Source organism: Streptomyces sp. NPDC089799, assembly GCF_040684755.1.
GTDB lineage: Bacteria > Actinomycetota > Actinomycetes > Streptomycetales > Streptomycetaceae > Streptomyces.
On record NZ_JBFBGR010000012.1, the window covers coordinates 108,060 to 121,257 of the forward strand.

The 13,198-nt window shown below is 74.0% G+C and carries 15 protein-coding genes; 3 read left to right on the forward strand and 12 right to left on the reverse strand.

Translation table 11 applies throughout. The features are described 5' to 3' along the window. Positions 1-42: 42 nt before the first annotated feature. From hisF to hisD, 8 genes are all read right to left on the reverse strand, one after another. Complete coding sequence (gene hisF / locus AB0O36_RS15930) at positions 43-798, reverse strand: imidazole glycerol phosphate synthase subunit HisF (RefSeq protein ID WP_365109820.1); 756 nt, start codon at positions 796-798, stop codon at positions 43-45. Beyond that, positions 795-1,202, reverse strand: a complete 408-nt coding sequence (locus AB0O36_RS15935) for a RidA family protein (protein WP_365109823.1) — start codon at positions 1,200-1,202, stop codon at positions 795-797. Before AB0O36_RS15935 ends, hisF begins: the two co-directional genes overlap by 4 nt. Next, positions 1,199-1,927 carry a bifunctional 1-(5-phosphoribosyl)-5-((5-phosphoribosylamino)methylideneamino)imidazole-4-carboxamide isomerase/phosphoribosylanthranilate isomerase PriA gene (gene priA / locus AB0O36_RS15940; protein ID WP_365109826.1) on the reverse strand — a complete coding sequence of 243 codons (729 nt, stop codon included), beginning with the start codon at positions 1,925-1,927 and terminating at the stop codon, positions 1,199-1,201. The genes AB0O36_RS15935 and priA overlap by 4 nt, the downstream gene beginning before the upstream one ends. Continuing rightward, positions 1,927-2,565 (reverse strand): imidazole glycerol phosphate synthase subunit HisH, encoded by a 639-nt coding sequence (hisH, locus tag AB0O36_RS15945; protein WP_365109829.1) that lies wholly within the window; start codon positions 2,563-2,565, stop codon positions 1,927-1,929. The genes priA and hisH overlap by 1 nt, the downstream gene beginning before the upstream one ends. Further along, positions 2,562-2,729 carry a hypothetical protein gene (locus tag AB0O36_RS15950; RefSeq protein WP_365109832.1) on the reverse strand — a complete coding sequence of 56 codons (168 nt, stop codon included), beginning with the start codon at positions 2,727-2,729 and terminating at the stop codon, positions 2,562-2,564. The genes hisH and AB0O36_RS15950 overlap by 4 nt, the downstream gene beginning before the upstream one ends. A 2-nt stretch (positions 2,730-2,731) precedes the next feature. Next, positions 2,732-3,325: an imidazoleglycerol-phosphate dehydratase HisB gene (hisB, locus tag AB0O36_RS15955; protein WP_365109835.1), complete on the reverse strand. Its 594-nt coding sequence runs from the start codon at positions 3,323-3,325 to the stop codon at positions 2,732-2,734. Further along, a complete protein-coding gene (locus AB0O36_RS15960) occupies positions 3,322-4,425 on the reverse strand; it encodes a histidinol-phosphate transaminase (protein WP_365110130.1) in 1,104 nt (367 codons plus the stop codon). Before AB0O36_RS15960 ends, hisB begins: the two co-directional genes overlap by 4 nt. Positions 4,426-4,508: 83 nt before the next feature. Next, positions 4,509-5,831 carry a histidinol dehydrogenase gene (gene hisD, locus AB0O36_RS15965; RefSeq protein WP_365109838.1) on the reverse strand — a complete coding sequence of 441 codons (1,323 nt, stop codon included), beginning with the start codon at positions 5,829-5,831 and terminating at the stop codon, positions 4,509-4,511. Positions 5,832-5,990: 159 nt separating this feature from the next. Here hisD and AB0O36_RS15970 point away from each other — a divergent pair, with 159 nt between their 5' ends. The 3 genes from AB0O36_RS15970 to ybaK are packed head-to-tail and all read left to right on the forward strand — an operon-like array spanning position 5,991 to position 8,884. After that, positions 5,991-7,583: an oxidoreductase gene (locus tag AB0O36_RS15970; RefSeq protein WP_365109841.1), complete on the forward strand. Its 1,593-nt coding sequence runs from the start codon at positions 5,991-5,993 to the stop codon at positions 7,581-7,583. 34 nt (positions 7,584-7,617) lie between these two features. Next, the gene (locus AB0O36_RS15975; protein WP_365109843.1) at positions 7,618-8,361 is read left to right on the forward strand and encodes an LON peptidase substrate-binding domain-containing protein; all 744 of its coding nucleotides are present in this window, start codon (positions 7,618-7,620) and stop codon (positions 8,359-8,361) included. 13 nt (positions 8,362-8,374) lie between these two features. Then, positions 8,375-8,884, forward strand: coding sequence for a Cys-tRNA(Pro) deacylase (gene ybaK, locus AB0O36_RS15980; protein ID WP_365109846.1), 510 nt, complete (start codon positions 8,375-8,377; stop codon positions 8,882-8,884). A 270-nt stretch (positions 8,885-9,154) separates the two neighbouring features. On the opposite strand, the gene AB0O36_RS15985 is transcribed toward ybaK, so the two are convergent. The 4 genes from AB0O36_RS15985 to AB0O36_RS16000 form a co-directional block, all read right to left on the reverse strand. Beyond that, positions 9,155-9,790, reverse strand: coding sequence for a hypothetical protein (locus AB0O36_RS15985; RefSeq protein ID WP_365109849.1), 636 nt, complete (start codon positions 9,788-9,790; stop codon positions 9,155-9,157). A 115-nt stretch (positions 9,791-9,905) separates the two neighbouring features. Next, complete coding sequence (locus AB0O36_RS15990; protein WP_365109851.1) at positions 9,906-10,694, reverse strand: ABC transporter permease; 789 nt, start codon at positions 10,692-10,694, stop codon at positions 9,906-9,908. After that, positions 10,691-11,722 carry an ABC transporter ATP-binding protein gene (locus AB0O36_RS15995; RefSeq protein WP_365109854.1) on the reverse strand — a complete coding sequence of 344 codons (1,032 nt, stop codon included), beginning with the start codon at positions 11,720-11,722 and terminating at the stop codon, positions 10,691-10,693. Before AB0O36_RS15995 ends, AB0O36_RS15990 begins: the two co-directional genes overlap by 4 nt. A gap of 19 nt (positions 11,723-11,741) precedes the next feature. Further along, positions 11,742-13,016, reverse strand: coding sequence for an NYN domain-containing protein (locus AB0O36_RS16000; protein WP_365109857.1), 1,275 nt, complete (start codon positions 13,014-13,016; stop codon positions 11,742-11,744). Positions 13,017-13,198 lie beyond the last annotated feature (182 nt).

Here is a 13,198-nt window from a genome sequence, read left to right on the forward strand (position 1 = left end):
GGGACACCCGGGCGGGACCGGGCCCGCAGCACCGCGCAGCGGTCAGCGGACCGGGTGGCCCGCCTCGCGGAGCGCGCCCTTGACCTCGCCGATGCGCAGGTCGCCGAAGTGGAACACGGAGGCGGCGAGCACCGCGTCCGCGCCCGCCTCGATGGCCGGCGGGAAGTCGGCGAGCCTGCCGGCGCCGCCGGAGGCGATCACCGGCACGGTGACGTGCTTGCGCACGGCGGCGATCATCTCGATGTCGTAGCCGTCCTTGGTGCCGTCGGCGTCCATCGAGTTGAGCAGGATCTCGCCCGCGCCGAGCTCGGCCGCCCGGTGCGCCCATTCGACCGCGTCGATGCCGGTGCCCTTGCGGCCGCCGTGCGTGGTGACCTCGAAGGAGCCGGACGGGGTGCGGCGGGCGTCGACGGACAGGACGAGCACCTGGCGGCCGAACCGCTCGGCGATCTCCCGGATCAGCTCGGGCCGGGCGATGGCGGCGGTGTTGACCCCGACCTTGTCGGCGCCGGCCCGCAGCAGCTTGTCCACGTCGTCGGCGGTGCGGACGCCGCCGCCCACCGTCAGCGGGATGAAGACCTGCTCGGCGGTGCGGCGCACCACGTCGTAGGTGGTCTCCCGGTTGCCGGAGGAGGCGGTGATGTCGAGGAAGGTCAGCTCGTCGGCGCCCTCGGCGTCGTACAGCTTGGCCATCTCGACGGGGTCGCCCGCATCGCGCAGGTTCTGGAAGTTGACGCCCTTGACGACCCGGCCGTTGTCCACGTCCAGGCAGGGGATCACGCGTACGGCGAGGGTCATGACGATGCTCCTTCGGGGTCGCCCCGGAAGGCTTCCACCTCGACTTCCACCAGGATGCGCGGGTCGACGAATCCCTCGACCACGAGCAGCGTGGTGACCGGACGGACGGCGTCGAAGACCTCCGAGTGGGCCCGGCCCACGGCGTCCACGTCGCGGACGTGCGTCAGGTACATCCGGGTCCGGATCACCGAGTCCGCGCCGAGGCCGAACTCCGACAGCGCCTCCAGCGCGTGGCCGAAGGCGGCCTTCGCCTGCTCGTACGGGTCGCCCTCGCCGAGCAGCACGTTGCCCTTGAAGGCGGTGGTGCCGCCCACCAGGACCCGGTCGCCGGCCGCGACGGCCCGGGAGAAGCCGAACACGTCCTCCCAGGGGCTGCCGGACTGCACCCGCCGGACACCTGTCACGAGGAGACCACCTCCAGTGCCTCCTGCAGGGTGAAGGCCTTGGCGTACAGGGCCTTGCCGACGATCGCACCCTCGACGCCCAGGGGCACCAGCCCGGACAGGGCCCGCAGGTCGTCCAGGGAGGAGATGCCGCCGGAGGCGACGACGGGCCGGTCGGTGGCGGCGCAGACGTTCCTCAGCAGCTCCAGGTTGGGGCCGGTGAGGGTGCCGTCCTTGCCGATGTCGGTGACGACGTAGCGGGCGCAGCCCTCGGAGTCGAGGCGGGCGAGGGTCTCGTAGAGGTCGCCGCCCTCGCTGGTCCAGCCGCGGCCCTTGAGGGTGGTGCCGCGCACGTCCAGGCCGATGGCGATCTTGTCGCCGTGCTCGGCGATGGCCTTGGCGGCCCACTCGGGGGTCTCCAGGGCGGCCGTGCCGAGGTTGACGCGGGTGCAGCCGGTGGCGAGGGCCGCGGCGAGCGAGGCGTCGTCGCGGATGCCGCCGGACAGTTCGACCTTGATGTCCATGGCGCGGGTGATCCCGGCGACCAGGTCCCGGTTGTCGCCGGTGCCGAAGGCGGCGTCCAGGTCGACCAGGTGCAGCCACTCGGCGCCGGCCGCCTGCCAGGCGAGGGCCGCCTCCAGCGGGGAACCGTAGGAGGTTTCGCTGCCGGACACGCCGTGCACGAGGCGTACGGCCTGGCCGTCGCGGACGTCGACCGCAGGAAGCAGTTCAAGCGTGTTCGGCATCAGAGGGTCTCGATCCAGTTGGTGAGGAGCTGGGCGCCGGCGTCGCCGGACTTCTCGGGGTGGAACTGGGTGGCCCACAGGGCCGCGTTCTCCACCGCCGCCACGAACGGCTCGCCGTGGGTGGCCCAGGTGACCTTGGGGGCTGCGATGTGCGGGTTGGTCACTTCGAGGCTCCATTCGCGGACCGCGTAGGAGTGCACGAAGTAGAACCGGGCGTCGGCGTCCAGGCCGGCGAAGGCCCTGCTGTCGGCCGGCGCGTCGACGGTGTTCCAGCCCATGTGCGGGACGACGGGGGCCTTCAGCGGCTCGACGGTGCCGGGCCACTGGTCGAGCCCTTCGGTCTCGACGCCGTGCTCGATGCCGCGCTCGAAGAGGATCTGCATGCCGACGCAGATGCCCATGACGGGGCGTCCGCCGGAGAGGCGGCGGCCGACGATCCAGTCGCCGCGGACGTCGCGCAGGCCCTGCATGCAGGCGGCGAAGGCGCCGACGCCGGGGACGAGGAGTCCGTCGGCGTCCATGGCCTTGTCGTAGTCGCGGGTGATCTCGACGTCCGCGCCGACCCGGGCGAGCGCGCGCTCGGCGGAGCGGACGTTGCCGAAGCCGTAGTCGAAGACGACGACGTTCTTCTTGCTCATCCCCAGATTCCTTCGATCCGCAGGACTCCGGCGACCAGACACATCACGGAGCCGATGGCGAGCAGGAAGACCACCGATTTCGGCATCTTCTGCTTCTGGAACGAGTAGACGCCGCCGGCCAGGAAGAGGCCGACGACGATCAGGACGGTGGACAGGCCGGTCACGGCTACAGGGCACCCTTCGTGGAGGGGAGGATGCCCGCGGCGCGCGGGTCCCGCTCGGAGGCGTAGCGGAGCGCCCGGGCCAGGGCCTTGAACTGGCACTCGACGATGTGGTGGGCGTTGCGGCCGTACGGGACGTGCACGTGCAGCGCGATCTGGGCCTGGGCCACGAAGGACTCCAGGATGTGGCGCGTCATCGTGGTGTCGTACTCGCCGATCATCGGCGCCATGTTCTCGGGCTCGGTGTGCACGAGGTAGGGGCGGCCGGAGAGGTCGACGGTGACCTGGGCGAGGGACTCGTCCAGCGGCACGGTGCAGTTGCCGAACCGGTAGATGCCCACCTTGTCGCCGAGCGCCTGCTTGAAGGCGGCGCCGAGCGCGAGGGCGGTGTCCTCGATGGTGTGGTGGGAGTCGATGTGCAGGTCGCCGTCGGTCTTGACGGTGAGGTCGAAGAGACCGTGGCGGCCGAGCTGGTCGAGCATGTGGTCGTAGAAGCCCACGCCGGTGGCGACGTCGACCTTGCCGGTGCCGTCGAGGTCTATCTCGACCAGGACCGAGGTCTCCTTGGTGGTGCGTTCGACCCGTCCGATGCGGCTCATGCCTGCTGCTCCTTCTTCAGTGCGCGAACCGCTTCCAGGAACGCGTCGTTCTCAGCCGGGGTGCCGGCGGTGACCCGCAGCCAGCCCGGTACGCCGTTGTCCCGGACCAGGACTCCCCGGTCGAGGATCTGCTGCCAGGCGGTGTGGGAATCGGCGAACTTGCCGAACTGGACGAAGTTCGCGTCCGAGTCGGTGACCTCGTAGCCGATCGCCCGCAGTTCGCAGACCAGCCGGTCCCGCTCGGCCTTGAGCTGCTCGACGTAGCCGAGCAGGGTGTCGGTGTGCTCCAGCGCGGCCAGGGCCGTGGCCTGGGTGACGGCGGACAGGTGGTACGGCAGGCGCACCAGCTGGACGGCGTCGACCACGGCGGTGTGGGCCGCGAGGTAGCCCAGGCGCAGTCCGGCCGCGCCGAAGGCCTTGGACATGGTCCGGGAGATCACCAGGTTGGGGCGGCCCTCGATGAGGGGCAGCAGGGACTCCCGGTGGGAGAACTCCACGTACGCCTCGTCGACGATCACCAGGGAGGGCTTCGCCGCCTGCGCCGCCTCGTACAGCGCGAGGACCGTCGCGGCCTCGACGGCCGTGCCGGTGGGGTTGTTGGGCGAGGCGATGAAGACGACCTCGGGTGCGTGCTCGGCGATCGCCCGCTCGGCCGCGGCGAGGTCGATGGTGAAGTCCTCGTTGCGGGGGCCGGAGATCCAGCCGGTCCCGGTGCCGCGCGCGATGAGCGCGTGCATCGAATACGAGGGCTCGAAGCCGATGGCGGTGCGGCCCGGTCCGCCGAAGGTCTGCAGCAGCTGCTGGAGGACCTCGTTGGAGCCGTTGGCGGCCCAGACGTTCTCCTTGCCGACCGGGTGCCCGGCCGTCCGGGTCAGGTACGCGGCGAGCTCGGTGCGGAGCTCGACGGCGTCCCGGTCGGGGTAGCGGTTGAGGCCGCGGGCGGCCTCGGAGACCCGCTCGGCGATCCGCCGTACGAGCTCCTCGGGGAGCGGGTACGGGTTCTCGTTGGTGTTCAGCTGGACGGGTACGTCGAGCTGCGGGGCGCCGTACGGGGTCTTGCCGCGGAGCTCGTCCCGGATGGGGAGGTCGTCGATGCCGATGGTGCGGGCGGTGCCATTGCTACGGGTGGTGCCGGTGCCGCTGGTGTTGCCGGTGCTGGTGGTACCGGTGTTGCTGGTGTTGCTCACTGGCCGGGAACCTTCCATCCGAACCTCGCCTTGAGGGCCGCCCCGTGCGCGGGCAGGTCCTCGGCCTCGGCCAGCGTCACCACGTGGTGGGTGACCTCGGCCAGGGCGTCGCGCGTGTAGTCGACGATGTGGATGCCGCGCAGGAAGGACTGCACGGACAGCCCCGAGGAGTGGCAGGCGCAGCCGCCCGTGGGCAGCACGTGGTTGGAGCCGGCGCAGTAGTCGCCGAGGGAGACCGGGGCCCAGGGGCCGACGAAGATCGCGCCGGCGTTGCGGACCCGGGCGGCCCACTCGGCGGCGTCGGCGGTCTGGATCTCCAGGTGCTCGGCGCCGTACGCGTCGACGACCTTCAGGCCGTCCTCCAGGTCCCGCACGAGAACGATGGCGGACTGCTTGCCCTCCAGGGCCGGCTTGATCCGGTCCTCGACGTGCTTGGAGGCGGCGATCTGGGTCTCCAGCTCGCGCTCGACGGCCTCGGCCAGCTCCGCGGAGTCGGTGACGAGGACGGCGGCGGCCAGCGGGTCGTGCTCGGCCTGGCTGATCAGGTCGGCGGCGACGTGCACCGGGTCGGCGGTCGAGTCCGCGAGGACCGCGATCTCGGTCGGGCCGGCCTCGGTGTCGATGCCGATCTTCCCCGTGAAGTAGCGCTTGGCGGCGGCCACCCAGATGTTGCCGGGGCCGGTCACCATGTTCGCCGGGGCGCACTCCTCGGTGCCGTACGCGAACATCGCGACGGCCTGGGCCCCGCCGGCCGCGTACACCTCGTCCACGCCGAGCAGCGCGCACGCGGCCAGGATGGTCGGGTGCGGCAGCCCGTCGAAATCGGCCTGCGGCGGGGAGGCCAGGGCGACGGACTCCACGCCCGCCTCCTGGGCCGGGACCACGTTCATCACGACGGAGGACGGGTAGACGGAGCGCCCGCCCGGCGCGTACAGGCCGACGCGCTCGACCGGCACCCACTTCTCGGTGACGGTGCCGCCGCGCACCACCTGGGTGGTGTGCTCGGTGCGGCGCTGGGCGGCGTGCACGATCCGGGCGCGCCGGATCGACTCCTCCAGGGCGGCGCGGACGTCCGGGTCGAGGTCGGCGAGGGCCTTCTCCAGGGCCTCGGCGGGCACCCGGATGCGCTCCAGGGTGACCCCGTCGAACTTCTGCGCGTAGTCGATCAGCGCCGCCGTGCCACGATGATGGACGTCCTCGCAGATCGGCCGGACCTTGTCCAGGGCGGCCGCGACGTCGAACTCGGCACGGGGAAGCAGATCGCGCAGGGCGGCACCCTCGGGGAGGGCGTCACCGCGCAGGTCGATTCGAGAGATCACGTCCCAATTCTCTCAGACCCGATCCCGCCGCCGTCCGCCCGTATCACTGGCTGATACACGTCCCGGACGTCACCGGATGTCACACCCGGCCGATAGCGTTCCCGTACGGCCGGTCGCCGGGGGGAGCGGCCGGCGGACGGGCGAGCGGAGGGGGACCGCATGACCGAGGTGCCCGCGGGGACCGAACCGGACCACCTGACCGCGGCCGAACGGCGGATGTGGCAGGCGTTCCGCACGGGCGGCGTCTGTGATCTGAGCGCCCGTGCCGCCGGGCAGGACGACCCGTTCGGGGACCGCGCGTGGGGCCCGGAGCGCAGCGTCCGCGCCGGGGTGGTGGCCCTGCTGCTGCTCCACGGCCCGCCGCCGGTGCCGGGCCGGGTGGCCTCGCTGAAGCTGAGGGGCGCCCGGATCACCGGGCGGCTGGACCTGTCCGGCGGCACGGTGGAGCCGTACGTGGAGCTCCAGGCGTGCCGCTTCGACAGCGAGGTGCAGCTGTCCGAGGCCCGGTTCGGGACGCTGCGGCTGGTGCGGTGCGCGATACCGCGGCTGGAGGCGGCCCGGCTGCACACCGAGGGGGACCTGCACCTGCCGCGCTGCCGGGTGGCCCGGGGCATCCGGCTCACCGACGCGCAGATCGGCACGGACCTGCTGGTCAGCCAGGCGGTGGTGCAGCGGGACAACAAGGGGCGGGCGATCGCCGCCGACGGGATGTCGGTGGCCCAGGACCTCCAGGCGGAGCTGCTGGAGGCGTACGGGGAGGTCAGCCTGCGCGGCGCCAAGATCGGCGTGTCGATGAGCATGCGCGGGGCGAAGCTGGTGAACCCCACGGGGCGGCGCGCGCTGAACGCCCCGCAGCTGACGGTGGAGCGCACCCTCTACCTGACCTCGATCTCCCTGGACTACGGGGCGGACGGCGGGGCCACTCCCCCGTACGGCATGGGCCAGACGCCCGCCCGGGGCGGGCGGGCGCAGAACTTCGAGTGCCGGGGCGGGCTGCGGCTGGACGACGGCCGGTTCGGGGACGCGGTGGACTTCTACGGCGCCCGGTTCGTCCTCGCGGAGGAACAGGAGGTGTCGCTGCGACGGATCCAGACGCCCGAGTTCCGTTTCGTCGGGGGGTATCCGGAGCGGGGGCGGGTGGTGGTGTCCGGGGCGCGGGTGGACAAGCTGGTCGACCGGGCGACCAGCTGGCCGGGCCCGGGCCGCCTCTCCATGGTGGGTTTCGTCTACGGGAACCTGGCGCCGCGCGGGCACTTCCCGCTCGCCCGGCGGCTGGAGTGGGTGGCGGCGGCCACCGTGGAGTACTCCCCGGAGCCGTACGAGCGGCTGGCGGCCGTCCTGCGGGCCGGCGGGGAGGACGCGGACGCCCGGGAGGTGCTGCTGGCCAAGCAGCGGCGGCGCCGGGCGACCCTGCCTCCGGCCGCCAGGGCGTGGGGGTACCTGCAGGACTGGACGGTGGCGTACGGCTACCGGCCGGGGCGGGCGGCGGTGTGGATGCTGGTGCTGTGGGCGGCGGGGGCCGCGCTGTTCTCCCGGCACGAGCCGCCGCCGGTGAAGGAGGGCGAGGCCCCGCAGTGGAACGCGGTGCTGTACGCCCTGGACCTGTTGCTGCCGGTGGTGGACCTGGGCCAGCAGGGCCACTGGAAGGTGCAGGGCGGCTGGCAGTGGGGGGCGGCGGCGCTGGTGATGCTGGGCTGGATCCTGGCGACGACGGTGGCGGCGGGGGCCTCCCGGCTGCTGCGGCGCGGGTGACGGGCCCGGGCCCCGGGCCATTACCCTGTGGCTCGTGACCACCGTTCGCCTGCCGCTGTTCCCGCTGAACACCGTGCTGTTCCCAGGGCTCGTGCTGCCGCTCAACGTCTTCGAGGAGCGGTATCGCGCCATGATGCGCGAACTGCTGAAGTCGGGTGAGGAGGACCCGCGCCGCTTCGCCGTCGTCGCCATCCGGGACGGCCGGGAGGTGGCCGCGACGGCTCCGGGCATGCCGGACGAGACGGCCCTGCCGGAGCGCGGTCCGGCGGCCGGCTTCGGGGCGGACCCGATCCAGGCGTTCCACCGGGTGGGCTGCATCGCGGACGCGGCGACCATCCGGGAGCGGGAGGACGGCAGCTTCGAGGTGCTGGCCACCGGCACCATCCGGGTCCGGCTGCTCTCGGTCGACGCCACGGGCCCGTACCTGGTGGCGGAGCTGGAGGAGCTGCCGGAGGACCAGGGCGAGGGCGCGGGCGCGCTGGCGGACGGGGTGCTGCGGGCGTTCCGGAACTACCAGAAGAGGCTGGCGGGCGCGCGGGAGCGGTCGCTGGCCCACACGGGTGCGGAGCTGCCGGACGACCCGTCGGTGGTCTCGTACCTGGTCGCGGCGGCGGCGGTGCTGGACGTGCCGTCGAAGCAGCGGCTGCTGCAGGCGCCGGACACGGCGACGCGGCTGTCGGAGGAGCTGAAGCTGCTGCGGACGGAGTCCGCGGTGATCCGGCACCTGCCGTCGCTGCCGGCGGTGGACCTGACGTTCGCCCCGACGAGCCCGAACTGAGGTCGCCGCTGCCATGGCGAAGAAGAACAAGGCCGGTGGGGCGGGCGGCGGCGCCGGCACCCCCGCCCTGACGGTGGTCACGTCGGCCGGGGTCCCGCACACGGTCCACGCCTACGAGCACGACCCGGCGCACCCGTCGTACGGCGAGGAGGCGGCCGAGGCCCTCGGCGTGTCGGCCGACCGGGTGTTCAAGACCCTGGTGGCGGACGTGGACGGGGCGCTGACGGTGGCGGTCGTGCCGGTGTCCGCCTCGCTGGACCTGAAGGCGCTGGCGGCGGCGGTGGGCGGGAAGCGGGCCGCGATGGCGGACCCGGTGCTGGCGGAACGCACGACGGGCTACGTCCGTGGCGGCATCTCCCCACTGGGGCAGCGCCGTCGCCTCCGTACGGTCCTGGACGCGTCGGCGTCGGCCCACGCCACGATCTGCGTTTCGGCCGGGCGCCGCGGCCTGGAGGTCGAGCTGGCCCCGGCGGACCTCGCTTCGCTGACCTCGGCGGTCGTCGCCCCGGTGGCCCGCCCGTAGCCGCTGCTCGGCCGAAGCTGCTGCGCGGGCATTCTGCCCCGCCCCGCCCCGCCCCTTCCCGAAACCGGGGCTGTGCCCCGGACCCCCGCCACCGCCGGTGTGGGCAGGCGTCCCGCAGGGCGACGGGGGTCCCCCTGTTCGGGCGGCCCGGGTACGGGGCCAAGCCGTCGTAGCCGGCCTTCTGCCCGGACGTGGCCGGTCGCGCGGTTCCCCGCACCCCTGGCGGACCGGGGTGCAGCCCCGCCGCTCGCGGGGCGGGGCGCGGCCCGGCTAAGCGTCCGGGCCCGGCGGAATGGGGGGCTGGGCGCCCGGGATCCAGGGGGCCGGGACGGGGTCCCGGGGGCCCCAGAGAGCCGTCAGGAGCAGGTGGACGCCGACCGCGGCCGCCGCCCAGGCGAGCAGCGCCCCGTGCGCGAGCAACTGCAGCGGCGCATCGAACGGCACCCCCTTGCCCGCAGCCCTCGCCGCCGCGACCAGGTCCCGCGACGGCCCGAGCCACAGCCCCAGCCGCCATCCGACCAGCGCCGCGAACACCGAACCCACGGCCAGCCCGATCACCAGCGGGACACCGCCCCGGCGCCGCCACAGGAAGACCGCCACGGCGCTCAGCGCGCCCAGCCCGAGGGACAGCAGGAAGAAGGTTCCGTCGGCCCCGATCCGGGCCTCGCTCTCGGTGTCCCGCAGGAACACCGCCTCGCCGTTGGACACGTACTGCACGCGGGGTGCGAGCCACACCCACAGCAGGCCGAGCAGCACCCCGGCCACGCCCACCAGCAGGGTCACGGCCGCCGCGTCCCGTACGTCGGCAGCGGTGATGCCGGCGCCGGGGCCTGCGGGGTCGGGGCCGCGCTCCGGATCGGGCGCGAACGGTTCGGCGGGGGGCGGCGGGGTCACGGCTTCGGTCACCCTCACATCGTGCCAGGTGGCACCGGCAGGGGCAGGGACAGGGGCACCGGCCGGGGCGAGGACAGGGACACCGGCCCGGGCACCGGCACCGGCAGGGAGCGGCGCCCCCGCCGCATCAGCGGACCGCCGCCCGCCGGTACGCCCGGGTGGCGACCGCCAGCGACAGCACGCCGACCGCCGCACACACGCCCAGGTCGGCCGCGACGGTGGCCCAGTCCGGGTGCGGGGCGAAGGTGTGCGCGAAGGCCTCGACCCCGTACGTGGACGGCAGCAGGTCCCGCGCCCACGCGACCACCCCGGGCATCCGCTCCGGCGGCAGCACCCCCAGCAGCAGGGCGGCGGACATGCCCAGCTGCCCGGCCAGCGTGGCCAGCTCCTGCCGGGGCGCCAGCAGTCCCAGCGCCGCGCCGAGCCCGGCCAGGGCCGCCCCGGCCAGGGGCACCACCGCGGCGAGGATCCACAGCCCGCCCATCGGCAGTCCGAAGAGCACGCAGCCGAAGACCGCCGTGACCAGGGTGCCCGGCAGGGTGAACGAGGCGTACGCGGCGGCCGCGCCGAGCACCACCGAGGCGGGCGGCACCGGCAGGGTGGCGTAGTGGTCGAGCCCGCCGCTCGCCCGCAGCTGGCCGAAGTACTGGGCCAGCAGGTTGAGCGCGACGAACGCGACCACCAGCACGGAGGAGCCGGCGACCACGGCGCGGGCCTCCGAGCCGCCGTCCACCACCCCGCGCATCAGGACCATGATCCCGACGGACTGGAAGGTGGCCACGAACAGCAGCGGGATCCGGGCCACCCGGGCCCTGCTGAGCTGCGCCCGGTACACCGCGGCCAGGGCCGGGAAGAACCGCGCCCGGGGCGCGAGCGGCACCTGCTCCGCCGCCGCCCGCGTCGACCGCTCGGTCATCCCTTCACCAGACCCTTCGTCCGCCCGCCGAGGGCGAGGTACACGTCCTCCAGGCTCGGCGTGGCGAGCGTGAAATCGTCGAGGGCCGCGAAGGCCGGACCGCCGGTCACGGCCGCGACGGCCGCCCGCGCCTCCTCCGGGCCCATCCGCAGCACCCATCTGCGCCCCGCCTCGGTGGCCAGCGGCCGCAGCGCGGCCACCTCCGGCACGTCCAGCGGGGGCAGCGAGCGCCACACCAGGTCCAGCCGCACCTCGTCGGCGACCTTGGCCTTCAGCCCGGCGGGGGTGTCGCAGGCGATCACCCGGCCGCGGTCGATGACGGCGACCCGGTCGAGGACCGTCTCGGCCTCGATCACGTTGTGGGTGACCAGCAGCACCGTCGTACCGTGCTCGGCGCGCCGCCGGTCGACGGCCTGCCAGACGGCACGGCGGGCGACGGGGTCCATGCCCGTGGTGGGCTCGTCCAGCACCAGCAGCGGGCGCTCCCCCACCAGGGCGGCCGCGAAGCAGGCCAGCCGCCGCTGCCCGCCGGACAGCTTCTTCAGGGGCCGTCCGGCGATGTCGGTCAGGTCCAGTTCGGTCAGTACGGCGTCCCGCTCGGCGCGCGCCGCGCCGGTGGCGAGCCCGCGCAGCCGTGCGGTGGTCTCCACGGCGAGGGCGACGGTCAGTTCGTCCAGCGCCGTGGACTCCTGCCCGAGGTAGGCCAGGAGCCGGGAGGCCCGCTCGGGGTGTCCCACGAGGTCGTGGCCCAGCAGCCGTACGGTGCCGGAGTCGGGCCGCAGCAGGCCCGTGAGCTGTCGTACGAGGGTGGACTTGCCCGCTCCGTTGGGGCCCAGGAGGCCGAAGACCTCGCCGCGGTGCACGTCCAGGGAGATGCCGTCGGTGGCCCGGACGGACGGCAGGGCGGGGGCTCCGCGCCGGCCCCGCACCGCCGGGTACGTCTTGACGAGGTCGCGCACCACGCAGACCGGGTCGGCGGCAGCGGCGCCCGCCGTGCCGTGTTCCGCCTCTGCAGTGCCCGTACTCACGAGGGAGCAGCCTACGGGGTTACGGCACCTCCCCGACCCCCGGGGTCACCGGCGCGGCGGCCGGGGCGGCGGCGGCACGCACGTCGATCTCCCTCCAGAAGCCGGCCCGGATGGCGTAGCGGTCGTGCTCGTCGATCTGGTCGTCCTTGTGGGCGAGCAGGCCGAAGCGGGCGGCGTAGCGCAGCAGCTCGCCGTCGATGCGGTGCGGGATCCGCGGGTACATGATGGAGAGTTTCTGCAGGTGGACGTTCTCCGGGAGGCGTTCCATCCAGCGGCGGGCGAAGACCTGGCCGACCTCGAAGGGGTCGCCCCCGACGGTGGTGATGTCCTCCTCGCGGTCCGCCCAGCGCTGCTCGGCGCTGGTGAGCTGGGCGAGGGTGGGCAGGGAGGCGGTCTCGGCGGGCTCGCCGAGGGGACCGCCCCGGTCGATCCAGCCCTTGTCGGAGGACCAGCGCAGGGCGCTGCCGGCGGGCGGCAGCGGGCTGGGCACGGTGGCGGTGCCGCCGGGCGGGCGGAGTCCGGCGAGGTCCTTGGGCGTCGGGACGGTCCGGCCGGCCGCGGCGGGGACGGAGGGGGTGCCGGTTCCGGCCGGGTTCTCGGGGGCGGCGGGGCCGGCCAGGCCGGACACGGCCGGCACGGTGCCGTTGCGGGCGGCCTCGGCGAGCGCGGCCTCGGGCAGGGGCGCGGAGAGGATGGCGGCGATCTCGGGGCGCGGGGCGGGCGGGGGTGGGCAGAGCCCGGTGAGGTCCTTGGCGCGGACCGCGCGGGTGATCCAGGACCGGTCCAGGACCCGGCGTTCGTCGGCCTCGGCGACCAGGTCCTCGGACTGGTTGTAGTCGCCGTCGGCGGCCTGTACGGCCCACAGGTGGACGGCGACCCCGTGCTCCTTGGCGGACATCAGGCCGGGCAGCAGGTCCCCGTCGCCGGTGACGAGGACCACGTCGGAGCAGGCGCGGTTTCTGGCCAGTTCGGTGAGCTCGGCGTGCATGGCCGCATCCACGCCCTTCTGGGCCCAGCGGCCGTCGCTGCGGGTCAGGGCGCCGAGCCGGACGGTGACCCGGGGCATCACGCGGAGCCTGCGGTGCTCGGGCTGGGGCACCCGGTCGGGTGCGCCGTCGAACCAGTAGATGCGCAGCAGGGGCTGTGCGGTGTCGGCCTCGGCGCCTTCCCGGAGTCCCTGGATGAGGGAGGCGTGGTCGACGGTGATGCGGGAGCGGGACGGCTCCCCTGCGAGAAGGCTCGCGGCGGCGCCCAGCAGATAGCCGGCGTCCACCAGGACGACGCAGCGGTCCACGCTTTCCACCCTCTTCCGGGAGAGCTCTGCTTTTCACCGAGTCTGCCCGACGGCAAGGGTGTTGACGGCCGGAACTCGATCATCGGCGTGGCGGATCTCACTGCGGGCGCCCGGAGGGCGGCCACTACGCACGGCAATGATCCAAAATGCGGCGTATCCGGGGGTGTGTGAGGGTGAAGGCG